Raw genomic sequence first — 26182 nt, forward strand, 5'->3', positions numbered from 1 at the left:
TCGAGAATATATAGAATATTATAATAACGATAGAATCAAATTAAAACTAAATGGCTTGAGTCCAATACAATATCGAACTCAAGCCGCCTAATCAAAAAAGTCTAAACTTTGGGGAGCAGTACATATTCGCTTTTATCTCCCTTTATTATTACATCTAAAAATCAGAAAAAAATCCAAAGTAAAAATCAGCGTAATCAGCGAGAAACACAAAATCCGCTTCTATCTCCCCTGATCCTTTATAAAATCCCAAAAATCCAAAAAAGTAAAAATCCAGCTAATCAGTATAATCAGCGTAATCCTGAGCCAAGACAATTTCCGCTTCGCCGAAGGCAAAAGCGGCCCGCAAAAAAAATCGCTGCATTTATTTTGATTTCCGGAATATACCCTTATCTTTATAGTGTACTAGTTAAGTAGTACACTAAACCACAAGATATGATTAACATCCAATCCCTGACATTCAGCTACCGGAAAAACAAACCCCTGTTTGAAAACTTACAGCTACGGCTGGAAGCAGGACATATTTATGGTTTGCTTGGAAAAAACGGTGCGGGCAAATCCACGCTCCTCAAACAAATGGCCGGCTTACTATTCCCCGACAGCGGCACCTGTGAGGTGATGGGCTATCCATCTGCCAAAAGACAACCCGCCTTCCTCCGGGAGATATTCCTGGTGCCGGAAGAATTCTATCTCCCAAAAGTAAGTGTGAAAAGATATGTAAATACCTACGCCCCTTTTTATCCCAACTTCGACGAGGCCGCGTTTTACAACTATCTCAAGGAATTTGAAATTCCAAAAGACCAGCAGCTGACGGAAATGTCGTACGGACAAAAGAAAAAAGTACTGATCAGTTTTGCCCTGGCCGCCAACACCAAAGCCCTGATCATGGACGAACCCACCAATGGCCTGGATATCCCCTCCAAAAGCCAGTTCCGTAAAGTGATTGCCGCCGCAGTGAGCGACGAAAAATGCATTGTGATTTCCACCCACCAGGTACGCGACCTGGATAATCTCATCGATAGCATCGTGATCATTGATGACCACAAAATTATTTTCCGGGAAGATGTACAAACAGTGACAGACAAATTGAGCTTCAAAACCGTGAGCAGGATCGAGGAAACAACCGGTGTCCTCTTCGCCGACAGCAACCTGCGCGGACATACCATCATTACCCGCAACGCAGGCCAGGAACAAAGTAAAATAGATATGGAACTGCTGTTCAACGCGATCCTCACCAATCATAAACCTATCCAGGAAATATTCAACTGATCCACACATGCAACCAAACAACGTATTTAATGTTCGTCGTATGCAGTTATACCTGCAAAAACACTTTACCGATCATTACCGCTTCTACGGAATGGGCATGCTTGCCGTATTCGGGCTGATGACAGGTATCGCGCTTTTAACGATACTGGTGGCCCGCGAACCTTTCCGCCAAACGAGCGACATTGTAGGCTTTTATTACGCCGGCATGTTCTTTTGCGGATTGCTGTTCACCAGCAGGGCTTTTAATGAACTGGGCAGCAAGGAAAAGGGCGTAGACTTCCTGATGTTACCTGCTTCGCAGTTTGAAAAGTTCATCACATTGTTCCTGGTTACCGGCATAGGCTACCTGTTGTTTTATCATATCAGCTGTTACCTCAGCTTTAAAATTATTGAAAGCGTACAACTGGCGGCATTTGGCAGGGGAATAGTTAACAACTATGCGTTCCTGGATGATCCCAAAGAAAAAGTATATATCTATTACGGCTATATTATTCTGCACGCGGCATTTTTACTCGGCGCCACCTACTTCCATAAGTACAGCTTTATCAAAACAGTGTTATCGATTTTTGTATTAGGATTTGCATTGTGGCTTATTAACTGTGTTATCGTTACCCTGATTTTCGGATTCGGGCACGACTTCTGGAAAAGATCGGTACCATTCCTGCTGGTCTCGAGCCTGGAAGGCGGGCCCACCTCATGGCACACTACACAATACCTGATCCCAGAATGGCTGCAAAACACTTACCTGTTTATAATAAAATTTGTGATAGCCCCTGTACTCTGGACCATTGCTTATTTCCGGTTGAAGGATCAAGAAATTTAAAAACTTAGCGAAATGGAATTCAAAGATACACAGGCAATATACATACAGATCGCGGATTATATCTGCGAACAGATATTGCTTACCAAATGGCAGCCGGAAGAACGTATTCCTTCTGTAAGGGAACTGGCGGTTTCGCTGGAAGTAAATCCCAATACAGTGATGCGCACCTGCGAGCTCCTGCAGCAACAGGAAATTATTCAGAATAAAAGAGGGATCGGCTATTTTATCAGCGGAGATGCAGTGAAGAAAATAAAGCAATTCAAAAAAGATGCTTTTATCCGGAACGAATTGCCAAGTTTCTTCCGCAGTATGTACCTGCTCGATCTCGATCTCGATGAACTGAAACCTCACTTTGAGAAATTCAAAAAATCAAATTTCAACTAACATGAAAATCAGCCATAAATTACTAATAGGTTTTTCAGGGGTACTAGTGTTACTCATGCTGTTTTCTGCCATTATACTAAAAGCCAATTACAATAAAGGCATCACCAATACAGAGAACTACCAGCCACAAAAGGATCCGGATTATGCAAAAGTGACCGTACCTGCTTTCAAAGCGCTGGTACTGAAGAACACTACTGCAAATGGCGAAGCTACTATCTATGTGCGTGAATCGCCGGAATACAGTCTCGAATTCTATAAGAACGCTACTTATGATATGTCGGGCGACACACTTTACGTAGCGATCAATAAGGCGCGTGACATCACCTTGTATGCTCCTGCTATCGGCTATATCGACAACAAAAGTGATTACAGCCTGACGATTTCGGACGTTAAATCGCCAAAGCTGGAAATCAATGCAGGTAAAAGTCTGCGGACTTTTGTGATCAATACAAAAATCAATTCTTTTGCCTTTACGGGAGGAGAAAACAATACGCTTGAAGTAAATGAAGATAATATTCTGGACTCGGTGAAAGTAACGATGGCTAAACATGGCTCACTGTATTTTTATGCACCGTATCAGTCGGGAGAATTCAGCGTGGATAGTTTAGACAACCTGAATATAACCGGCAGGTCCTTACAAAGTTTAAAACGGATTAACTAAAGATTTAGCAATAAATTCTATCAATGCACAAACCGGTTTTTCAGCCGGTTTTAAATTACATAACAAGTTTTTGTGTTAAAAATGAACGTCCCGATTTCTATCGGGACGTTGCTGTTATATCTTTTTAAAGTTGTTATCTTTCTTTAAAACTGCGTAGCTAGGTAGGCCATCGTTCCGATACCTATCTCGATCGCATGTTCATCTACATCAAAAGTGGGCGTATGTACACCGGAAGTAATACCACGGGCTGTATTGCCGGTACCCAGCCGGAAGAAGCACGCCGGTACCACTTGTGAATAAAAGGCGAAATCTTCCGCACCCATCCTGATTTCGGTATCCCCCACTGCTTCGGCGCCCAGGTAATCCGTGGCAAAGCCACGGGCTTTCGTGGTTACTTCTTCATTATTATATAAAGTAGGATAGCCTACCAATATTTCAATATCAATTCCGGCGCCCATCGCTTCGGCAATACCGGTGGCCTGTTTGCGTATCAGCTCATGCGCTTTGAAACGCCAGGTTTCATCCATAGCCCTGAAAGTACCCATCAGCTTTACTTCGCTGGGAATCACATTGGTAGTAAATCCGCCATTGAAAGCACAGATTGATAATACAGAGGGGGAGAAAGGATTGTTGTTACGGGAGATAATCTGCTGTAAGCTTACTACCAGTTGAGAGGCTACCAGGATGGTATCTACCGTAAGATGTGGCTGCGCGGCATGGCCGCCTTTTCCTTTGATGGTTATATAAATTTCATCTGCACTAGCCATATACTTACCGGCATGAAATCCAAGTTTACCGGCTTCCATGGAAGGATGCACATGCAATCCGAGGATGGCGTCGGGGCGGGGATTTTCAAGAGCGCCTTCTTCAATCATGATGCTGGCGCCGCCGGGATGTTTCTCTTCACCCGGCTGAAACAGCACTTTAATGGTGCCTTCAAACTCCTCTTTTAATTCATTCAATATTTTGGTAGCGCCCAGTACCACCGAAGTATGTACATCATGCCCGCAGGCATGCATTACGCCCACGTTGGTAGATTTATAGGGCACATCGTTGGCTTCAGTGATGGGCAATGCATCTATATCAGCACGCAGCGCGATGGTTTTGGAGGCGGGGTTCTTTCCTTCTATCAGCGCGATGATGCCGGTACCGGCAATACCAGCCTTAAAAGGAACACCGAACGCGGTTAACTGCTGTTGTATATAAGCAGTGGTTTCAAATTCCTGGAAAGACAATTCGGGGTGGGAATGCAGATGCCTCCTGATGGCAGTAAATTCAGGGGCATATGCTTTTGCCAGCTCTTTAATACGGTTCTTCATTCGATAGTTCTTTATCCAGTGACACGTTAATAATGGCGGGTACTACAAATACACCACCTGCAAACAGGTCGGATAATTTGTCCCGTAATTCAGATGCTTCCTCACGGGTTTTAAAATCGCCTACGCGCACTTTAAAATACGGGGCCTGGTAATCGAGATAGGTGCGGTAGTCGCCAAAAAGCTGCATTACTTTTGCTTTGGCTTCATTGGCATCGCCGCGTTTGTTGGTAGAAATTACCTGTACCCGGAAACCGGACTGGTTGCGGATGGCCAGGGTGTTAATGTAGATCTGTTTTTTAATCAGCGCGTCCAAACGACTATCTTTCACCACTCTCACATTTCCGTTGCCGGCGGTTGCATTGTCCTGCGCCATGGCCACACCATTCCCCAACAGACAGCACACCAGGATGAATAACTTTTGCATGAATACGGTATAATTAACTATGAATAATCGTTACTGGGCTTCCTTGCCTTCTTTTACTATGTTCACACTGGCACTGGCCCCGATCCGGGTAGCGCCGGCATCTATCAGCTCTTTCGCAAAAGCAAAGGTACGAATACCTCCGGAAGCTTTTATTTGTATGTTAGCCGGCAAATTAGCCCGCATCAGCTTTACTGCCTCTACGGTAGCGCCTCTTTCTGCATATCCTGTAGACGTTTTCATAAAATCCACGCCATATTTCGCATACAGCTGGCAGCACTGCACAATTTCTTCTTCCAATAATATGCCACTTTCAATGATGATCTTAATGACTTTATTCTTTTCCCGCACCAGGTACATGATATTGGCGATCTCTTTTTCCAGGTATTCCCAATCTTTATTTTTGATAGCAGAGATATTGATCACCACATCCAGTTCATCGGCGCCGTCTACAATAGCCAGTACTGTTTCGGCTACTTTGGCTTCAATAGCGGAATAACCGAAAGGGAAGCCGATCACCGTGGCTATTTTGGTATTGGTAGCGCCCAGGAATTGTTTGGCGAGCTTCACATATAACGGGGGCACACAGGCCGCTGCAAAATCGTACTCCACACACTGCATGCACAACTGTTTAACGTCTTCCAGCGTGGTGGTGGGCTTCAATACGGTATGGTCTATATAGCGGTTAATCTCCATCATTCATTTACTTGATTACAAGGCGAAATTAATGCAAAACGGATTACGTTGCCGTAATCCGTTCTGATATCATTTCCAGGCAGGTGCGCTTAGGCGTTCTTACCGTGGCATTGTTTGTATTTTTTACCGCTACCACATGGGCAAAGATCATTGCGACCTATTTGTGGACCCTGGTGGCGGATAGGCTCTGCTTTTACTTCTTCAGCCGTTTGAATTTCAGGGGCGCTGTTCTGGTGACTGCCGTTTTCCGCCAGTTCCTCATGAGAAGCACGCATGCGGCTCATATCGGTTTTTTCTTCCCGGCCTTCCCGGATTTCCGGAGCAGCTTCCTGTTCCTGGTTGCTTACGGGGATACCGCATTTGGTCAGGAAGGAAACGATATCGCGGCTGGTTTCACCATCCATCGCCTTGAACAGGTTGAATGCTTCAAATTTGTAGATCAGCAAAGGATCCTTCTGTTCGTATACGGCACTCTGTACGGATTGTTTCAGGTCATCCATTGCACGCAGGTGCTCTTTCCACGACTCATCAATCAAAGCCAGGGTGATGCTGCGTTCCAGGGCGCTCATGGTTTCATGTCCCTTTGTTTCCACTACCTTTTGCAGGTTGGCCAGTACGTTGATACCTTTTTTACCATCTGTAAATGGTATAGAGATATTTTCGATCTGGTGGCCCTGTTCCTGGTAGATACGTTCTATTACCGGTAAAGTATTACTGATAAGATCATTTACCTTACGTGTATAGTTATCTTTTCCTTCGAAATACAGCTTGTTGGCCAGGTTAGGAATATCTGTCTTGGCCAGTTCTTCACTGGTAATTTTTGTATCGATGGAGAAGTTCATGATCGCATCCATCTTGAATGCTTCATAATCTCCGCTGGCTTTGTGGGTAGACACCATGTTTTCCGCTACATCGTAGAAAGCGTTATCGATGTCTATTGCCAGTCGTTCGCCAAACAGGGCGTGATTACGTTTTGCGTAGATCACCGTACGCTGTTTATTCATTACATCATCATACTCCAGCAAACGCTTACGGATACCGAAGTTATTTTCTTCTACTTTCTTCTGCGCTCTTTCAATGGAACGGGTGATCATGCTGTGCTGGATCACTTCTCCTTCTTTATAGCCCATACGGTCCATCAGGCCGGCAATACGTTCTGAACCGAACATACGCATCAGGTCATCTTCCAGGGAAACGAAGAACTGTGAAGTTCCCGGATCACCCTGACGACCGGCACGACCACGCAGCTGGCGGTCAACACGACGGCTTTCATGTCTTTCTGTACCAATGATGGCTAACCCGCCGGCTTCTTTCACGCCAGGTCCGAGCTTGATATCCGTACCACGACCCGCCATGTTGGTGGCGATGGTTACTGCTCCGGGCAAACCTGCTTCCGCAACGATTTGTGCTTCACGGGCGTGTTGCTTCGCATTCAGTACATTATGCGGCACTTTTTCGAAGGTGAGCATTTTGCTCAGCAATTCAGACACTTCCACAGAGGTAGTACCTACCAGTACAGGACGTCCTTTTGTCTGCAGCTGCTTGATTTCTTCGATAACTGCTTTGTATTTGTCTCTCTTTGTTTTGTATACAAGATCTTCCGCATCTACACGGGAAATAGGAACGTTGGTAGGAATGGTTACCACATCCAGTTTGTAGATCTCCCAGAGCTCACCGGCTTCAGTGGATGCTGTACCGGTCATACCGGCCAGCTTATGATACATACGGAAGAAGTTCTGCAGGGTGATGGTGGCAAATGTTTGGGTGGCAGCTTCCACTTTTACATTTTCCTTTGCTTCAATTGCCTGGTGCAATCCGTCTGAGTAACGGCGTCCATCAAGGATACGGCCGGTTTGCTCATCCACGATCTTTACCTTACCGTCCATTACCACATACTCCACATCTTTATCAAATAAAGTATAGGCTTTCAGCAGCTGCTGCACGGAGTGGATACGGTCTGATTTAGCGGCAAAGTCCTGCAGCAGTACATCTTTACGCTGCAGTTTTTCTTCTGGTGTCAGCGGCAGCTTTTCAATTTCGGCCAGTTCAGTTCCCACATCCGGGAGGATAAAGAAGTTAGCATCTTCTCCGCCCTGGGTGATCAGGTGAATACCTTTATCAGTGAGATCTACACTGTTTTGTTTTTCTTCGATAGCGAAGAACAGGCCTTCATCTACTTTTGGCATTTCGCGTTGCTGATCTGCCAGGTAGTAGTTTTCAGCTTTTTGTAATAATACCCTGTTACCAGGTTCGCTGAGATATTTGATCAGTGCACTGCTCTTTGGCAAGCCTCTCCAGGCGCGCATGAGGGCCAGTCCACCGGTTTTAGGATCATCTTTACCTTCTGCAATCAGTTTCTTTGCTTCCTGCAGATATTGATTGGTTGCTTTCTTTTGCATTTCCACCAGGTATTCGATACGTGGTTTTAATGCGTGGAATTCCTGCTCTTCACCGCGGGGGATAGGGCCGGAAATGATCAGCGGAGTACGGGCATCATCTACCAGTACACTATCCACCTCATCCACCATGGCATAATGGTGTTTGCGTTGTACCATTTCATCGGGGTTGTGTACCATGTTATCACGGAGGTAGTCAAAACCGAATTCATTGTTGGTGCCATACGTAATGTCCGCCAGGTAAGCGTTACGGCGGTCTGGTGTATTGGGTTGATGCTTATCGATACAGTCTACGGTAATATCGAGGAATTCGAAAAGAGGTCCGTTCCACTCGGAGTCACGACGTGCCAGGTAATCATTCACCGTTACGATATGTACGCCTTGTCCTGCCAGCGCATTGAGATAAGCAGGGAGTGTAGATACGAGGGTTTTACCTTCACCTGTTGCCATTTCGGCAATTTTACCCTGGTGCAGTACGGTACCACCAATCAGCTGTACATCATAATGTACCATGTTCCAGGTAACCATGCTGCCGGCTGCGCTCCAGCTGTTTTTCCAGATGGCTTTATCGCCTTCAATGGTCACATAATCCTTTCTCACAGCGAGCTGACGATCCAGGTTTGTAGCGGTAGCAGTCAGCGTGGTGTTATTGGTAAAGCGGCGGGCAGTTTCTTTTACTACTGCAAAAGCGGCGGGTAATAATTCTTTCAGTACTACTTCCAGTTGCTTGTCACGGTCTTTTTTAAGAATATCTATTTCCTGGTATATCGTGTCCTTTACAGTTACATCTTCCTCTTCATCTGCGCTGGCTTGTTTTTCCGCTATTTCTTTATCGATAGTGGCAAGATGCTCAGCGATACGTGCGCGGAATTCCTGCGTTTTATGGCGGAGGTCATCGATAGGCAGGGACTGTAGTTTTTCGTACTCCTCATTAATCTGCTGCACCACCGGAGAGATGGATTTAATATCCCTTTCTGATTTATTCCCTCCAAATAGCTTTGATAAAAAACCTAACATGTTAAATGTTTAATTACGAATTACGATTTCTATTTATTGTAACCTGATCCCATCCAGGCAGCGTGTATCAGTTGATAGATTTCTGCTTCATCAGCCTGTGGCACAAAGGCTGCGGGCTTCGTCAGTTGGATAGACGGCATCCAGATTACTCAAATATTGTGCTTGTTAAAGACGAACTGTCAAGGTGTCAGTTTTACAGCCCGCCCCGGCAAGGCCTGTAAAAGTAGGAATAAATTCGGTGATTCAAGGGGGATTTTGAAGGGATTTTGCATTTTGCCATTATCAATTAACATATCTTTCATATCAGCGGAAAAAGTTAGTGGTATAGCCACTCCGGCCGGATACCCTGTATTCTTTTTACTAACCAGTCCTGCCATTTTTAAGGGCAGTAAATCTCATACCAAGCCAATTTCCGGAAGTAATACAACAAACCACGGCCGGCAATGCCCTGGAAAATGGCTTCGTACAATATAGGACTGTCGCAGGAAAGCAGCCAATCAGCCAGCTGCCGGTTATTTGTTTATAGCGCAGCGCCCAAATTGGCAGTATTGCTGCCGGGAGGGCTCAGGCTTATATCTGCCAAAATACCAGTACACGGCGTGGTGCATGGATATCCGTGGCTGTAAGCTAAGATCCGGCAGGATATTTTGCAACGCATTAAGCCCTGGCTTTCTAACCGGATGTTCCCGTTATATCTTTCGCCAACGCCTGTACGAAATTGCGGCTGATGCCACTGTTAGCCTTATTATCGTGTTACCCGGGGCATTCCGGCACTTTCCCCGCAAACCGCTTATCATAAAATATGACCAGCCAAACGGGGGATCTGCGACCAGCTCCCCGCTGGGATTGCTGGTCAGCGTCAGAAAAGAAAATTTTCAAAAAAAATGCCCATCGCCCATATAAAAAGATGGAAATATGAAAATACTTTTTATAAATTTAAAGGTTTAATAGCCGTTTTAACTTATTTACACAAATATCCACGTTTATGGCAAATGCAATTCAGCCGCAAAAATTGTTCGTAGCAAGCTGTATGGCGCTACTGGTAACATCATTATCCTTTGGCATCCGTGCCGGAATATTAAGCCGCTTAGGCGTTGAGTTCCACCTGGATACCAAACAATTGAGCATCATTGCGGGAACTGCTTTCTGGGGATTCCCGCTGGCAGTGATTATAGGAGGATTCATTGTAGATGCCATAGGCATGAAACGGTTACTGCTGGCAGCTTTTATCCTGCACCTGCTGGGTATTGTGCTAACGGTATTTGCGAACGGCTTCTGGTCGCTGTTCATCTCCACCCTGTTTATCGGGATGGCCAACGGTACCGTGGAAGCGGCGTGTAATCCGCTCGTGGCCACTATTTTCCCCGACAACAAAACCACCAAACTGAATCACTTTCACCTGTGGTTCCCCGGCGGTATCGTAGTGGGTACCCTGCTGGTATTTTTACTTACCAAAATTGGCCTCAGCTGGCAGCTGCAGGTAGCCACTATGGTGATCCCCACCCTGATCTATGGTTATCTTTTTATGAAGCTTGAGTTTCCTGTTACAGAAAGAGTGGCATCCGGCGTATCTTCTGCGCAGATGTACAAATCTGTATTAAGCCCCCTGTTTATTGTGATGTTTATCCTGATGTTTGGCACTGCCATCACAGAGCTTTTCACCGGACAGTGGATTGAAGTATTACTGAAAAATGTAACCGAAAATTCCATCCTCATACTGGCATTAACTGCAGGTGTACAGGTACTTGGAAGAGGCATCGCCGGCCCTGTGGTGCATAAAATTTCTCCTACCGGCGTTTTACTTATTTCTGCGATTTTATCCGCTTTGGGCTTATATTTACTTTCTCATGTATCTGGCAACATGGTATTTGTGGCGGCCTTTATCTTTGGTATGGGCGTTACTTATTTCTGGCCAACCATGCTGGGCTTTATATCAGAAAATATCCCCGAATCAGGTGCACTGGGCATGAACCTGATGGGCGGCGCCGGTATGTTTGCCGTATCTGTATACATGTATTTTATGGGCGGGTTCTATGATAGTATCATCGTAAAACAACTGCCTGCCGGTGCATCCCTGGATGCTTACCGCTCCGCTGCCCCCGGTTCTGCTGAAGCTACCGCTTTCAGTCAGGCCACCGCAGTAGCCGGTCCGGAAATCATTAACGCCACCCTAGTAATACCCGTTATCCTGATAGTGGCTTTCGCAGGACTTTTCTTTTACATGCGCAGCCGCAAAAAAGTAGAAAAAGCACACGTTCAAATAGTATAAATTATAAAACGATAATTGTAAATATGACACGGAAACTTAGAATGGGAATGATAGGAGGCGGTAAGGATGCCTTCATTGGTGCAATTCACCGTATTGCAGCCAATATGGACGGACTGATTGAGCTGACTGCCGGCGCCCTCAGCATTAATAACGACGTAGCAGTGGAATCAGGTAAAATGTTGTTCCTCGATCCGGAACGCACCTATCTCGATTTTAAAACCATGCTGGAAAATGAAGCGAAAATGCCGGCAGAGAAGCGGCTGGACTTCGTAACCATCGTTACGCCAAACTTCGCCCATTTTGAACCTGCCATGATGGCGCTGGACCTGGGTTTCAACGTAGTTATCGAAAAACCGATCACGTTTTCCCTCGATGAAGCCAAACAATTAAAAGCAAAAGTAGAAGCCACCGGTTTAACGCTTTTACTTACACATACCTACACCGGCTACCCTATGGTAAAACAAGCCAGGCAGATGGTGAAAGACGGTGCGCTGGGCAAAATCCGCAAAGTATGGGTGGAATATCCGCAGGGATGGCTCAGCAAACTCAGTGAAAGAGAAGGCAACGCACAGGCAGCCTGGAGAACAGATCCGAAAAAATCAGGTAAAAGCGGCTGTATGGGCGACATCGGTACCCACGCAGCAAACCTGGCAGAATATATCACCGGCGCTAAAATTGAAAAATTGTGCGCTGATCTCAACATTATGGTTCCAGGCCGCGCGCTGGACGACGACGGCGCAGTATTGCTCCGCTTCGACAACGGCGCTGCCGGCGTATTAATGGCATCGCAGGTGGCAGCCGGTGAAGAGAACGCCCTGAAGATCCGTGTATACGGCGAAAAGGGTGGCCTCGAATGGGCACAGCACGAGCCTAATACCCTCCTGGTAAAATGGCTGGATAAACCAACCGAAATTTACCGCGCAGGCGGCGGATACAATTTCCAGTCGTCTTACATGACCCACAACACCCGCACGCCGGGCGGCCATCCGGAAGGATACCTGGAAGCATTCGGTAACCTGTACCGCAACTTCGCCCAAACGCTATCTGCAAAGATCGATGGTGTTCAGCCATCCCCGGAATCACTGGATTTCCCGGGTACAGAAGAAGGCGTACGCGGTATGGCATTCATCGATAACGTAGTACGCTCTTCACAAAGCGATGCTAAATGGACTAACTTCGAGATATAGCATATGAAAACGATAAAAGGACCTGGTATTTTTCTGGCGCAGTTCATGGGAGAAGAAGCGCCTTTCAATAATCTGAAATCTATCTGTGAATGGGCCGCCTCCATTGGTTTCAAAGGAGTACAGATCCCCACCTGGGAAACGCGCCTGATAGACCTGCAAAAGGCTGCTGAAAGCAAAACCTATGCAGATGAAATCAAGGGCATTGTTAATGCAGCCGGGCTTGAAATCACCGAACTGAGCACACACCTGCAGGGGCAGTTGGTAGCAGTAAATCCTGCTTTTACGGAGATGTTCGACGGCTTTGCGCCTGCACAATATCACAATAATATCCAGGCACGCACGGAGTGGGCGGTAAATCAGCTGAAGTATGCTGCGAAAGCCAGTCGTAACCTGGGCCTCAATGCCCACGCCACATTCAGCGGCGCCCTGTTGTGGGCTCCGGCGATGTACCCGTGGCCACAACGTCCGGCAGGATTGGTGGAAACAGGTTTTGCTGAACTGGCAAAACGCTGGCTCCCGATCCTCAATGAATTTGATGCCAACGGTGTAGACGTTTGCTATGAAATTCACCCGGGAGAGGACCTGCACGATGGTATCACCTTTGAGCGCTTCCTGGAAGCCACCGGTAACCATACACGCGCCAACCTGCTGTACGATCCAAGTCACTTGTTGCTGCAATGCCTCGATTATCTGGAATATATCGATATTTACCACGAAAGGATCAAAGCCTTTCACGTAAAAGATGCAGAGTTCAACGCCACCGGCCGCTCCGGCGTTTACGGCGGATACCAGGCATGGATCGATCGTCCGGGCCGTTTCCGCTCTCTGGGCGATGGCCAGGTAGACTTTAAATCCATCTTCAGTAAAATGGCGCAATACGATTTTGCCGGCTGGGCCGTTATGGAGTGGGAATGTTGTATTAAACATCCGGAAGATGGCGCTAAAGAAGGCGCCCCCTTCATCAAGGATCATATAATCCGTGTCACTGAAAAGGCATTTGATGACTTTGCAGGAGGCGGTACAGATGATGCCTTCAATAAAAGAATATTAGGCTTGTAAGCCAACCAATCCACCGATCGTTAGTAAACAATAACCAAATAAAAAAATCAACAAATGAGAAAGAGATATCTGGCGCCGCTCGTATTAAGTGTATTATTCTTTGCAGCTTGCGGAGGTGGTGAGAAAAAAGCAGAAAACGCAGACAGCGTTAGCACTCATGAAAGCCCAGCAGCAGATAATTCAATGGTTTCGCCAAATGCCAACAAACCAGTAAGCAAAGGCGAAACACTGATGGCTGAAAGCGATTGTAAAACATGTCATAAAGAAGAAATGAAAGTGGTAGGACCTGCCCTGAAAGACATTGCAGGCAAGTATCCTAACACACCGGAGAATGTGGAAAAACTGGCCGATAAAGTAATCAAAGGCGGTTCAGGTAACTGGGGCGAAGTAGCCATGTTGCCACACCCACAGATTTCAAAAGAAGATGCCAAAGAAATGGTAAGCTATATCTTATCTATTGGCAAATAATTGATTTATCATAAACTCAATCATCCTGAATGAAAAAATTAATCATGGGTGCACTGATGGTAGCTGCCGTTCTCGGTACCACCGCAGTAAAAGCCCAGAAATTAAATACCCTGTCAGCGAAGGAGAAGAAGCAAGGATGGGTACTCCTGTTCGATGGTACTTCTACCAAAGGCTGGCATACTTACCTGAAATCCACAGCCAGTCCCGCATGGGGCGTAACTGATGGTGCGATTGGCCTGAACCAGGAAGCCAAAAAGAATGGCGCACCCGGCGGAGATCTCGTTACTGACGCAGAATACGAAAACTATGAGCTGAGTTACGAATGGAAAATTTCTCCCGGCGGCAACAGCGGTCTTATCTTCAGCGTTCATGAAGATCCTTCTTTAAGCCAAACTTACCTCTCCGGTCCTGAAATGCAGGTAATTGATGATGCCGGCCATCCCGATGGTAAAAACCCCAAACACAATGCGGGTGAATTATACGATCTCATCAAAGCTTCTACCAGGCCAGCCAAACCGGTTGGTGAATGGAATTCCGCCAAATTAACGAAGAAAGATGGTCACCTGACCCTCTGGCTCAATGGCGTGAAAACTGCTGAAACTACCATGGGCACACCTGAATGGGATGCACTGGTGGCAAAAAGCAAATTCCACGACTGGAAAGAGTTCGGCAAACACGCGAAAGGTCATATCGCCCTGCAGGATCACGGCGATGATGTATGGTACCGTAATATCAAAATAAGAGTTCTTTAATTTCCGATAGCGCAAAGGCATTAAGCAAAAAGCTACTGAAGCGGAGATGGGCGCTCGCTTATCTCAATACTTCAGTAGCTTTTTGCTTTTTGCTTCTCTGAATTTTTTCATTTCCATTCCCACGTAAAATAAGATGAAAGCATTAACCGCGTTTATTACACTCTTGCTCCTCGCCGGCACCATTTCCGTGCAGGCAAAGCATAAACACAAGACCAAAAGGGTGCTCGTGTTCTCAAAAACAAAAGGCTTCCGGCACGATTGCATTCCCGCTTCCAAAATAGCTATTATGCAACTCGGAAAGGAAAATGGCTTTGAAGTAGACACTACTGAAGATGCCAGTGCCTTTACTGCCGACAACCTGAAAAAGTATGCAGCCGTCATTTTCAGCTGCACCACCGGCGACGTGCTCGACGACGCTCAACAGGTGGCTTTTCAGAACTATATCCACAAAGGCGGTGCATGGATGGGTATCCACGCAGCTACAGATACGGAGTACGGCTGGCCGTGGTATAACAAACTGGCAGGCGCCTGGTTCCTGAGTCATCCGAGCCAGCAAACAGCTACCCTCAAAGTAGTGGACCATAATCATCCGGCTACAAAAGATTTACCGGACGAATGGATCCGCAAAGACGAATGGTACAATTTCAAAGATCTTAACCCCGACGTACATGTGCTCATCAAAATTGATGAATCCAGCTATACCGGTGGCAAAAATGGTGATAACCATCCTATGTGCTGGTATCACGACTTTGAAGGAGGCCGCGCCTTTTATACCGAAATGGGCCATGTGAAAGAAGCTTACCAGGACCCCGTATATCTGAAACATTTGCTGGGTGGCATTGAATACGCCATCGGCAACTGGAAACCCAAAAAATAATCCGTAATAATGAAACATACTCTCAGAATTTTTTTGCTGCTGGCACTCGTTGTTGTTGGTCTCGCAGCCTGTAAAAAATCACGCCCCGGTAAACCCAGGGTACTGGTATTTACCAAAACCAGCGGCTTCCGTCACAGCTCCATCCCTGTTGGTATTAAAGCCATTCAGAAACTGGGGTTGGAAAACGGATTTGATGTAGACACTACAGAAAACGCCGCTAAATTTAATGAAGATACCCTGGCGCAATATGCCGCCGTTATCTTCCTGAGCACTACCGGTGATGTGCTCAATAACTACCAGGAAGCCGATTTCGAAAGATATATCCAGGCAGGTGGCGGTTATGTAGGCGTACACGCCGCAGCCGACACCGAATACGAATGGGGCTGGTATAACCACCTCGCCGGTGCATGGTTCCAGAGCCATCCTCCGGGCGTTCATAAAGCTATAGTTGATGTAATTGAAAAATCTTTTCCCGCTACAGAAGGACTCCCGGAAAAATGGGAACATACCGACGAGTGGTATAATTATAAAAATGTAGATACCACCACTACGGTGCTGCTGAAACTGGACGAAAAGTCGTACCAGGGCGGTACTATGGGCGGCAATCACCCTATCAGCTGGTATCACGATTATGATGGTGGCCGCGCTTTTTATACCGGTCTTGGTCATACGGAAGAATCTTATACCGACAGCCTGTTCCTGAAACACCTCGCCGGCGGTATCAAATACGCCATTGGTAAAAACCAGGTACTTGACTACAGCGCCGCTAAAACGCTGCGTGTACCGGAAGAAGACCGCTTTACCAAAAATGTGCTGGTATCCGGTGAGTTCTTCGAACCAACGGAAATGGCTATACTCCCTAACCTGGATATCCTGGTGGCGCAACGCCGCGGGGAACTGATGCTCTACAATGCAGCAGAAAAGAAACTTTCACAGGTAGGTTTCCTCAAAGTATATCACCACACCGATGTACCAAAGGTAAATGCAGAAGAAGGATTCCTCGGCCTTGCCGCAGATCCCGACTTTAAAAACAATCACTACATCTATGCGATGTATTCACCGGTAGATACTTCCGTAAACCGTTTGTCCCGTTTCAAATTTGAAAACAACAAACTGGATATGTCTTCTGAAAAAGTAATCCTGCAATTTTACTCCCAGCGTGATATCTGCTGCCATACCGGCGGTTCTATTGCATTCGGGCCAGGCGGACTGCTGTACTTATCCACAGGCGACAACACCACGCCGTTTGACGAACCCGGACAGCAATATGTGAGCAAAGGCTACGGTCCTACAGATGACCGTCCCGGTCACCTGCAGTATGATGACCGCCGCGGTTCTGCGAACACCAACGATCTCCGCGGAAAAATCATCCGTATCAAAGTAGAAGCAGATGGCTCCTATACTATTCCGGACGGTAACCTGTTCCCGAAAGGTACAAAAGGCACACGTCCTGAAATTTATGCAATGGGTACCCGTAACCCTTACCGGATGTCGGTAGACCAGAAAACAGGATATGTATACTGGGGAGAAGTAGGGCCGGATGCCAATAACGACGACTCCCTGCGAGGGCCGAGAGGATACGATGAAGTAAACCAGGCGAAAAAGCCCGGCTTCTTCGGTTACCCGATGTTTATTGCCAACAATAAACCTTACCGTCAATATAATTATGAAACAGGTGAAAGCGGTCCTTATTTTGATCCGCTGAAACCGATCAATGATTCCCGCAACAATACCGGTCTGAGAGAGTTGCCACCGGCTACTCCCGCCTTCATCTGGTATCCTTATGCGAAATCAGATGAGTTCCCGATTGTAGGTAGTGGTGGCCGTAACGCAGAGGCAGGCCCCATTTATCACAGCGAATTTTATCCGAAAGAAACCCGTTTCCCGGATTACTATAACGATAAACTGTTTATCTACGACTGGATCCGCGGATGGATAATGGCCGTAACCATGGATAAGAACGGCGACTTCTCCAAAATGGAAAAGTTTATGCCTAACACCAAGCTGAACGCACCCATCGATATGGAAATGGGTCCGGACGGCCGCCTGTATATCCTCGAATATGGTAACGGATGGTTCAGCAAAAATGCAGATGCAGGTCTTTCCCGCATTGATTTCAATGGCGGCAACCGCGCACCTGTAGCTAATATACACGCTACGCGCACCACCGGCGGCTTACCATTTAAAGTGAAATTAACCGCAGAAGGATCCAAAGATCCTGATGGCGATAAACTCACCTACCTCTGGAATTTCGGCAATGGCACAAAGAAAGAAACCACTGAACCGAGTGTAGAATACACCTACAGCGCTGCAGGTGAATATCCTGTATTTGTGGAAGTGGCAGATGATAAAGGCGCCAAAACAAAGAGCAAATCCATTGACCTCTACGCCGGTAATGAAACACCTGATGTAAAGATCAATATTACCGGTAACCAGATGTTCTACTTCCCCGGTAAACCCATCCAGTATGCGGTTAATATCTCGGATAAGGAAGATGGCAATTCTGCAGATGGTAAACTGGACGCCAATAACATTTTTGTAAAGGCGGACTATGTAGAAGGTCGTGACAAAGCAGCGCAACCACAGGGACACCAGATCATTACCGGTGCTATTGCCGGTAAAAATATCATGGAAGTATCCGATTGTAAAACCTGTCACAAGCCGGACGAAAAATCTATCGGGCCTTCTTTTAAGCAAATAACAGAAAAGTATAAGGACGATCCTGCCGCACCTGAAATGCTCGCTAAAAAGATCATCAACGGCGGTGGCGGCGTATGGGGCGAAACAGCCATGTCTGCACATCCAGGCATCTCTGTGGGTGAAGCAAAACAACTGGTGGAATATATTTATTCCATCGGTGGCAATGCACCTAAGGTACCATCCCTGCCCGTAACCGGCAGCGTCAACCCTACATTGGGCGGCGAACCAAAAGACAACGGTGTGTTGTACCTGTTGGCCAGCTATACCGATAAGGGTGGTCCTGGCATTAAGCCTATCACCGGCACTGCTTCTGCAGAACTGATCAGCCCCAAACTGGCGGCGGCAGATTTCAGCAAAGCAGATGGCATGGCGGTATTCGCTGTAAATGGTACGAAGTTCCTTATTCCTTCTAACACAGCAGGATGGGCCACTTACAACAACCTGGATCTGACGGGTGTAAGCGGTATCGAACTCGCTTACCTGGTACAGGAAACACCACAATCCGGCTTTATAGTTGAAGCATTCCTGGATGATGCCAACGGCACCCGTCTGGGTGAAGTGACCATTGGTCCGGGTGCACAACCAAAAGTTCCGAACAAGGTGAACTTCAACTTTACCCCGGTAACAGACGGCAAGAAACACAACCTGTATTTCCGCTACAAAGCAATTGATGCGGCGCAAACAGTACAGTTGGGTATCGTGTCATTTACCCTGCATCCATAACACTAGTTTTTTATAAAAAGAAAGGGGAGCTCTGTATAAGAGTTCCCCTTTCTTTTTATAAGACAAATTCACTTATGCACCGCATAATTCCTGATAACAAACTGTTCTTCAAATCCCATGTCCAGGTATATGCCTTTCCCCATTTGTGAGGCCTGCAGCGTGGCATAGCGTGCATTCAGCGCCAGGGATTCATTCAGTACAAACGCCATAATTTCATTGGCAAATCCTTTTCTTCTCGCTTCCGGAATCACGCCCACTCCATGTATACCGGCAATACCATCTTCAAGATGGAGGATAGCAGTGCCTACCGGCTGTCCGTCCAGCAAGGCAAGATAATAACGGAGATTGCTATACGTAGCTTCCAGGATTTTCTGATCAATGCTGTATCCGAATGCCTGTGGATAAATTCCCGCCCACAACGCAGCATCTGCAAGGGTATTAACTGCCCGGAACAACAGCCTGTTCTCATTCCGGAACGGCCGTTCCAGTTTCAACGACATCCCTGCCTGCTCAGAACCCTTTATCCCTCCCTGCGCGATAATAATTTCTTCCCCGGTAGCATTCCAATAAGGGATAACCATTTTGCCGGAAGGAATACTATCCAGTGCCGTTCGCATTACTTCTTCCGTAATATCTCCATTAAACCACAGTTTATTGGGCCATTCCAGGCCAGGCACACTGCACCAGCTGAAATCCGGCGTTTCTACACAGGCGTTGAAAGGGGTGCTGGCTATACGCCATACACCAATCAGGTTGTTGATATTTGCTTTAACAATAGCAATCATTTTTGTTATTTATTACCGCCAAGATAGGAATATGGTGGCATAAAAAAGGCTGCTTCCGTAATCGGAAACAGCCAGTTGTCTGATTGGGCACTCTTGTTATTTCTTTGGTTTGGCGCTCATATAAAAAGTGATGGTGCCGCCGTTCATGATATCCGCATGGGTGATATACAAACGGTTCAACGGCGTGCCGTTGAGCAATACCTTTTGTACATACACATTTTTATCACCCTGATTTTTTACATCTACTACAAAGGTTTTGCCGTTTTCCAGCTGCAGCGTTGCCTTATCAATAGCCGGGCTGCCCAGTGAATACTGGTCGGAACCAGGACAAACCGGGTAGAAGCCCAGTGTGGTAAAAATGTACCAGGCGCTCATTTGTCCGCAGTCATCATTACCGCCAAGACCATCAGGCCCCGGGTGGTACATCTTTTTCAGGATCATGCGTACACGCTCCTGTGTTTTCCACGGATAGCCGGTCCAGTTATACAGGTAGGCCACATGATGCGAAGGCTCGTTGCCATGAACGTAGTTACCGATAATACCGTCGCGGGTGATATCTTCTGTTTCAGCAAAAAATTTATCGGGCAATTCCATGGTAAACAGGGAATCGAGGTGAATGGTAAATTGTTTCTTACCACCCATCATGGCAATCATTTCATCGGGGTAGTGAGGCACATATAAACTATAGTTCCAGGCGTTCCCCTCAATAAAGCCCTGGTCGTGCGTTTGCAGCGCATCAAAGTTAGCTTTAAAGGTACCGTCGTTCAGTTTTGGACGCATGAAACCGGTGTTGGAATCGTATACATTCTTATAATTCAGCGAACGTTTAATAAATTCTTCATAGAGATCTGTCCGCCCTAATTTCTTAGCTACCTGTGCAATACACCAATCGTCATATGCATACTCAAGGGTTTTGGAAACGGAAGAACCGTTTTTATCTTCCGGTACATAACCCCTGTCGATATAATATTCCAATCCGTCGTAAGTGCGGTGACGCGCCGTCGTTACGCATGCATCCAGTGCTTTGTTCACATCAAACGGAGCGTTGCCTTTCATGATGGCATCAGCAATAACGGACACGCTGTGATAGCCGATCATGCACCAGTTTTCATTGGCATAATGTGACCAGATAGGCAGCATGTGTTGTGCACTTTGTTCATAGTGATTCAGCATCGACTGGATCATATCGGCATTCCGTTTAGGCTGGATCACATTAAACAGCGGGTGCAATGCCCGGTAGGTATCCCAGAGTGAAAAGGTAGTATAGTTCGTATACCCGTTTGCGGTATGAATGTTCATATCCAGTCCGCGGTATTGTCCATCCACATCCATGTAAGTGGTAGGGTTGATGAAGGCATGGTACATGGCGGTATAGAAGTTTTCTTTCTCTTCCCGGCTTTTTGATTCAATATGAATTTTATTCAGCTCTTTGGTCCAAAGTGCCTGTCCATCGCGTTTTACCTGGTCGAAATCCCAACCCGGAATTTCCGCCCGCAGGTTTTTCAGTGCGCCCTCGGTACTGACCGGAGATAAAGCAAATTTAATTTTGACCTTTTCACCGGGTGTTGTTTTAAAGTCGAAATAGGCGCGGATCTGTTTTCCTGCCATTTCCGGGAAGTTCTTCGACTGGTCAAACTTTCTCCAGAAGCCTTTGTACACATCTTTGGCATAATTCTGATGCCCGTACTGAACAAAGGGTTTCGAGAAGGTCATGGCAAAATATTCTATTCTCGTACGTGCCCAACCGTTAGTTTGGCGGAACCCGGTGATCAGGGTATCATTTTCTACCCGGATAAAGGTCCACACGTTTTTATTGTCGTAGTTGTAAATACCGGACATCATATCCAGGATGATATGCGCCTGGCCGGCACCGGGAAAAGTATACTGGTGAAATCCCACGCGGTTGCTGGCGGTAAGTTCTGCGAGGATGTTATCATCTTCCAGTTTCACTTTATAGTAAGCAGGCTCCGCTATTTCCGTGCTATGGGAAAATTTAGATCTGTAGCCACTTTCAGGATGATCTGCCGTGCCGGGGTTTAATTGCAGTGCGCCCACGGTAGGCATGATGAGAAAATCACCCAGGTCGGAATGGCCGGTACCGCTGAAGTGGGTATGACTGAAGCCAACAATCGTTTTATCTTCATACTGATAACCCGCGCAATACTTATATACATCGGGGTTATACTTCCCATTCATTTCGTAAGGAATGGTATCGGTTTCAGGACTAAGCTGCACCATACCAAAAGGCACCGTAGCGCCCGGATAGGTGTGGCCCATCCGCTGTGTGCCGGTAATCGGCTTCACATATTGTATTACATTCTCCTGTGCCATTGCGCACAGGGATGGAAAGAAGAGTAAAGGTAAAAGTAGTTTCCTCATAGCGGTTGATTTTAGCGGAGGTTGTCTTATTCAGGATTACGCTGATTTTGTTGATTTCACTGAATTTTTTTTTAATAATTTGAAAGAAAATCTTTTAAAATCAAAAAAAATCAAAAGAGAAAAATCAACAAAATCAGCGTAATCCTGAGTAAGACAACCTTCGCGTAAGAAATTTGGTACATCCCGAAGAGTCGGGATGAAATATTTCAGTGAACAATGAAAATCGTTTACAGGCGGTATATATTACTTATTCGCTGTTGCTGAATAGGAATAAGGATAAGCCGCCGGATCGGTTCCTCTTGATTTCTCAGGAGTAGCGCCCATGTTAAATTCCAGGGTACCGCCTTTCTGCAGGTCCTGGTGGCTGATCCAGTTCTTCGTATAAGGCTGCCCGTTAAGGGAGGCCTTTTGCACATACAGGTTCGTGTCGCTGTTGCCCGGAGCATTGATCACCATTTTCTTACCATCTTCGAAAGTCATGGTCAGTTTGGAGAAGAGTGGCGTACCCAGTACATATTGTTGGGTACCCGGACAAACAGGATAGAAGCCCATGGCCGAGAACACGTACCAGGCGCTGGTTTGACCGTTGTCTTCATCACCACAGTATCCATCCGGGGTGGCTTTGTACAAACGGCTCATTACCTGGCGGATCCAGTATTGTGTTTTCCAGGGCTGGCCTGCATAATTATATAAATAGATCATGTGCTGAATGGGTTGGTTGCCGTGTGCATACTGTCCCATGTTCATGATCTGCATTTCGCGTATTTCGTGGATAACGGTGCCATAGTAGCTTTCATCAAATACCGGCGGCATATTGAAAACGGAATCCAGCATTTTGGCAAACATTTCACGGCCGCCCATTAGTTTGGCCAGGCCTTGCACATCGTGGAATACAGACCAGGTATAGTGCCAGCTGTTTCCTTCTGTAAAGGCATCTCCCCATTTGAATGGATTGAACGGCGTCTGGAATTTGCCATCCTTGTTTTTTCCACGCATCAGTTTTGTTTCCGGATCAAAGAGATTACGGTAGTTCTGGGAACGTTTTTCAAAACGGTCGATTTCGTTCTTCGGACGGTTGAGTGCTTTTGCCAGCTGATAGATGGTGAAATCGTCGTAAGCATATTCCAGTGTACGTGCAGCGTTTTCATTTACTTCCACATCGTAAGGCACGTAGCCGAGTGTGTTGTAATATTTAACGCCCAGGCGGCCTACAGAGCTGAGCGGACCTTCGTTTTCCGTGTTTTTCAGAATCGCTTTGTACAGGTTATTGATGTCGTATCCGCGGATACCTTTTAAATAAGCGTCAGCGATCAGGGATGCAGAGTTGGAACCCACCATGCAATCGCGGTGACCGGGACTTGCCCACTCAGGTAACCAGCCGCTTTCATTGTAAGCGTTGGATAGTCCTTCCATGATATGCGAGCTGAGCGTAGGATACATCAGGGTAAAGAAAGGATGTACTGCGCGGAAAGTGTCCCAGAACCCGTTATCGGTGAACATGTAGCCTGGTAATACCTGGCCATTGAACGGGCTATAGTGTACGATTTCGTTCTTTGCATTGATTTCATAGAACTTGCGCGGGAAGAGCATGGTACGGTACAGGGAGGAGTAGAAGGTGCTTACCTGTTCGCTGGTACCGCCTTCTATGGCCAATCTGCCGAGTTCCTGGTTCCAGCTGTCTTTTGCTTTTTTACAGGTAGCGTCAAAGTTATCCTGGCCGATTTCGCGTTGCAGGTTTAATTCTGCCTGTTCAAAACTGATAAAGGAAGACGCGGTTTTAATTCCCACCTTCTCTCCTTTCTTTGTTTTAAAACCAACCACGGCGCCGGTATGATCTGCCTGCAGTTCCAGCTGGCCTTTCACCAGTACCGAGTCATGCCAGATATCGGCTACCGTAAATGGTTTATCAAATTTGATAACGAAGTAGTTTTTGAAATTGGAAGGTACGCCACCGCTGTTTTTGGTGGTATATCCAATGATCTTCTTTTCGTCCGGCAATATTTTAATATAGGAACCTTTGTCGAATGCGTCTACCACGATAAAAGCGCTGTCGGTAGCGGGGTAGGTAAAACGCAGCTGGGCGGCTCTTTCCGTGGGCGTAATTTCCGTGGTAACATCCGGGTCGGCCAGGTATACGCTGTAATAGTATGGTTTCGCTACTTCTGATTTATGAGAAAACCAGCTCGCACGTTTGTTTTGATCAAACTTCACGGTGCCGGTAACGGGCATAATGGCAAACTGGCCATAGTCGTTGATCCAGGGTGAAGGTTGGTGTGTTTGCTTGAATCCCCTGATTTTATCAGCGGTATATTGATATGCCCAGCCATTCCCCATGGTATTGGTTTGTGGCATCCAGAAGTTCATACCCCAGGGCAGGGCAATGGCAGGATAGGTGTTCCCGTTTGATAAGCTCACTTTGGAATCGGTGCCCATCAGGGTATTTACCCAGTCCGCCGGCTCAGCAACTTTATTTACCGTTTGGCTGTGTGCACCATGCAGGCATAATAAAGCGGCTGCTAACAGTCCAACTTTTTTCATGATTAGATATTATATACAACAAAAATGATCCTTAGGCCAATATCACACTCCGTTGTGTGAAGATACCGTGAAATTTTTACAAAATCGATTTAGCACAGGTACAGAAAAAAAAGATTCATCGAATCCTTTTCTCTTAAACGACAATAGCCGGTTCTAAAAGTATAAATATTTTTCCAGCATTTGCAAGTATTTAATGGTTTTTTTACGAGCGGTACCGGCAATTATGCCGATCCCCGCAGGATGAACTTTCCGGGCAATTCTATCGCCGTTTTCTTCATTGGCCCGCTGTTTTTGTCCAGCTGATGCATAAGCAGGTCTATGGCCGTTTTGGCAATGCCTTCTATCGGCTGTTCTATCACCGATATACCGGGAGGATATAAACGGAAGATATCGTGATCGTCGAAACAGAGCACGGCAATATCATCGGGCATCTTCAATCCCATCCTGGCGATTACTTCCAGTCCCAGGATACCCAGGTAGTTGGTGGAGAAAAAGATGGCGTCCAGCTCCGGGTTAGCTTCTATAAAGGCCTGCAGCTCATTCAGCGAGTCTTCCCGCTGCCGGTGGTACTGCAACTGCAGGATATGTTTTTTCTTTACGGGGATCTTATGTTCTTTCAGTGCCGTGGTATAGCCCCGCAGGCGCTCCTCCAGTTGTATCAGTTTCACGTCCACCATCACAAAGCCTATTTTGGTGAGGCCTTTACCTATCAGGTGTTTCATCCCCTGCTGCACACCGTCAAAGTTATTGATCAGCACATAGGGCGTTTTGATAGATGGAAAATAGCTGTCCATCAGCACTACCGGCTTATGCTGGTGCACCAGTTGCTGGATTTCTTTTTCCATACCTGGTGCAGGCGTAATCAGGTAACCGTCTACCATTTGCCGGCCAAGCATACGGATTAACTCCCCGCCTTTCTGCGCATTGTTTTCGGTGCTGCAATACACCACATTGTATCCTTTGCGCTCTGCTTCCGTTTCAATTGTTTTAGCAAGACTTGCAAAAAAACTTCCGGAAATACTTTCCACAATCAGACCCAGGGTCTTGGATTGCCCGGTGCGGAGGTTCACCGCCATACGGTGAGGCTCATACCCGGATTTTTCCGCCACCTGCATGATCCTGGTGGCTACCTCGTCGCGGATACGCATTTGCTTCCCCTTTCCGTTTAAAACGAAAGATACCGTGGAAGGCGCTACTCCGGCCATTTTTGCAACATCCTTAAGGGTTAATCGCTTCATGTATAGTGATTGGTTTTGGCATATATGAAAATGGAATTACCTGGACATTCCCACACATCCATCTATTACATATTACAGGGTATGTTACCCTCTGACAGATACACATTGAAACGGAAATTACAAAAATACCTGTAATTACTACCAGGGAAGAAAAAAATGGTTATCTTCAGTAGCCCCGTACGGCATAATATATCTTCCGTGGGAACGTTATAATAATCTACCGG

The 26182-nt window shown here is 46.5% G+C and carries 21 protein-coding genes; 13 read left to right on the forward strand and 8 right to left on the reverse strand.

Annotated features, from left to right (window positions below; all coding sequences use genetic code 11):
• The 5 genes from ACLHR0_RS27210 to ACLHR0_RS27230 all read left to right on the forward strand — a co-directional run.
• On the forward strand, window positions 1-91 hold a 91-nt coding region (locus ACLHR0_RS27210; RefSeq protein WP_436491133.1), incomplete at its 5' end, for an IS3 family transposase.
• A gap of 341 nt (window positions 92-432) precedes the next feature.
• On the forward strand, window positions 433-1266 hold the full coding sequence (locus ACLHR0_RS27215) for an ATP-binding cassette domain-containing protein (RefSeq protein ID WP_429044218.1): 834 nt from the start codon (window positions 433-435) through the stop codon (window positions 1264-1266).
• 7 nt (window positions 1267-1273) lie between these two features.
• A complete protein-coding gene (locus tag ACLHR0_RS27220) occupies window positions 1274-2089 on the forward strand; it encodes a hypothetical protein (RefSeq protein ID WP_436490895.1) in 816 nt (271 codons plus the stop codon).
• Between the two features lie 12 nt (window positions 2090-2101).
• Complete coding sequence (locus tag ACLHR0_RS27225) at window positions 2102-2473, forward strand: GntR family transcriptional regulator (RefSeq protein WP_429044223.1); 372 nt, start codon at window positions 2102-2104, stop codon at window positions 2471-2473.
• Between the two features lies 1 nt (window position 2474).
• On the forward strand, window positions 2475-3134 hold the full coding sequence (locus tag ACLHR0_RS27230; protein ID WP_436490897.1) for a hypothetical protein: 660 nt from the start codon (window positions 2475-2477) through the stop codon (window positions 3132-3134).
• Between the two features lie 143 nt (window positions 3135-3277).
• Here ACLHR0_RS27230 and ACLHR0_RS27235 read toward each other — a convergent pair whose 3' ends face one another.
• From ACLHR0_RS27235 to secA, 4 genes are all read right to left on the reverse strand, one after another.
• Entirely contained in the window at window positions 3278-4453 is a 1176-nt protein-coding gene (locus ACLHR0_RS27235; protein ID WP_429044228.1) for a M20 metallopeptidase family protein, read from the reverse strand.
• The gene (locus ACLHR0_RS27240; protein ID WP_436490899.1) at window positions 4437-4877 is read right to left on the reverse strand and encodes an SPOR domain-containing protein; all 441 of its coding nucleotides are present in this window, start codon (window positions 4875-4877) and stop codon (window positions 4437-4439) included. Before ACLHR0_RS27240 ends, ACLHR0_RS27235 begins: the two co-directional genes overlap by 17 nt.
• A gap of 30 nt (window positions 4878-4907) precedes the next feature.
• Window positions 4908-5573, reverse strand: a complete 666-nt coding sequence (deoC, locus tag ACLHR0_RS27245) for a deoxyribose-phosphate aldolase (protein ID WP_370911090.1) — start codon at window positions 5571-5573, stop codon at window positions 4908-4910.
• 86 nt (window positions 5574-5659) lie between these two features.
• A complete protein-coding gene (gene secA / locus ACLHR0_RS27250) occupies window positions 5660-8983 on the reverse strand; it encodes a preprotein translocase subunit SecA (protein WP_429044233.1) in 3324 nt (1107 codons plus the stop codon).
• Between the two features lie 443 nt (window positions 8984-9426).
• Here secA and ACLHR0_RS27255 point away from each other — a divergent pair, with 443 nt between their 5' ends.
• From ACLHR0_RS27255 to ACLHR0_RS27290, 8 genes are all read left to right on the forward strand, one after another.
• Window positions 9427-9609: a hypothetical protein gene (locus tag ACLHR0_RS27255; RefSeq protein ID WP_429044238.1), complete on the forward strand. Its 183-nt coding sequence runs from the start codon at window positions 9427-9429 to the stop codon at window positions 9607-9609.
• Between the two features lie 359 nt (window positions 9610-9968).
• Window positions 9969-11252, forward strand: coding sequence for an MFS transporter (locus tag ACLHR0_RS27260; RefSeq protein WP_370911088.1), 1284 nt, complete (start codon window positions 9969-9971; stop codon window positions 11250-11252).
• 23 nt (window positions 11253-11275) lie between these two features.
• Window positions 11276-12439, forward strand: a complete 1164-nt coding sequence (locus ACLHR0_RS27265; protein ID WP_429044241.1) for a Gfo/Idh/MocA family protein — start codon at window positions 11276-11278, stop codon at window positions 12437-12439.
• A gap of 3 nt (window positions 12440-12442) precedes the next feature.
• Window positions 12443-13498, forward strand: coding sequence for a sugar phosphate isomerase/epimerase family protein (locus tag ACLHR0_RS27270; protein ID WP_370911086.1), 1056 nt, complete (start codon window positions 12443-12445; stop codon window positions 13496-13498).
• Between the two features lie 54 nt (window positions 13499-13552).
• On the forward strand, window positions 13553-13966 hold the full coding sequence (locus ACLHR0_RS27275) for a c-type cytochrome (RefSeq protein WP_370911085.1): 414 nt from the start codon (window positions 13553-13555) through the stop codon (window positions 13964-13966).
• 29 nt (window positions 13967-13995) lie between these two features.
• Window positions 13996-14718, forward strand: coding sequence for a 3-keto-disaccharide hydrolase (locus ACLHR0_RS27280; RefSeq protein WP_429044246.1), 723 nt, complete (start codon window positions 13996-13998; stop codon window positions 14716-14718).
• 133 nt (window positions 14719-14851) lie between these two features.
• Window positions 14852-15595 (forward strand): ThuA domain-containing protein, encoded by a 744-nt coding sequence (locus ACLHR0_RS27285; RefSeq protein WP_436490903.1) that lies wholly within the window; start codon window positions 14852-14854, stop codon window positions 15593-15595.
• A gap of 9 nt (window positions 15596-15604) precedes the next feature.
• A complete protein-coding gene (locus ACLHR0_RS27290) occupies window positions 15605-19018 on the forward strand; it encodes a ThuA domain-containing protein (protein WP_436490904.1) in 3414 nt (1137 codons plus the stop codon).
• A 68-nt stretch (window positions 19019-19086) separates the two neighbouring features.
• Here ACLHR0_RS27290 and ACLHR0_RS27295 read toward each other — a convergent pair whose 3' ends face one another.
• The 4 genes from ACLHR0_RS27295 to ACLHR0_RS27310 form a co-directional block, all read right to left on the reverse strand.
• A complete protein-coding gene (locus ACLHR0_RS27295) occupies window positions 19087-19803 on the reverse strand; it encodes a GNAT family N-acetyltransferase (protein ID WP_436490906.1) in 717 nt (238 codons plus the stop codon).
• 96 nt (window positions 19804-19899) lie between these two features.
• Window positions 19900-22182 carry a GH92 family glycosyl hydrolase gene (locus ACLHR0_RS27300; RefSeq protein WP_436490908.1) on the reverse strand — a complete coding sequence of 761 codons (2283 nt, stop codon included), beginning with the start codon at window positions 22180-22182 and terminating at the stop codon, window positions 19900-19902.
• A gap of 243 nt (window positions 22183-22425) precedes the next feature.
• Window positions 22426-24720 (reverse strand): GH92 family glycosyl hydrolase, encoded by a 2295-nt coding sequence (locus ACLHR0_RS27305; protein WP_436490910.1) that lies wholly within the window; start codon window positions 24718-24720, stop codon window positions 22426-22428.
• A 221-nt stretch (window positions 24721-24941) separates the two neighbouring features.
• Window positions 24942-25958, reverse strand: a complete 1017-nt coding sequence (locus ACLHR0_RS27310; protein WP_370911078.1) for a LacI family DNA-binding transcriptional regulator — start codon at window positions 25956-25958, stop codon at window positions 24942-24944.
• Between the last annotated feature and the right edge of the window lie 224 nt (window positions 25959-26182).

Origin of the sequence: Chitinophaga sp. ARDCPP14 (assembly GCF_051362515.1) — a bacterium.
Lineage (GTDB): Bacteria > Bacteroidota > Bacteroidia > Chitinophagales > Chitinophagaceae > Chitinophaga.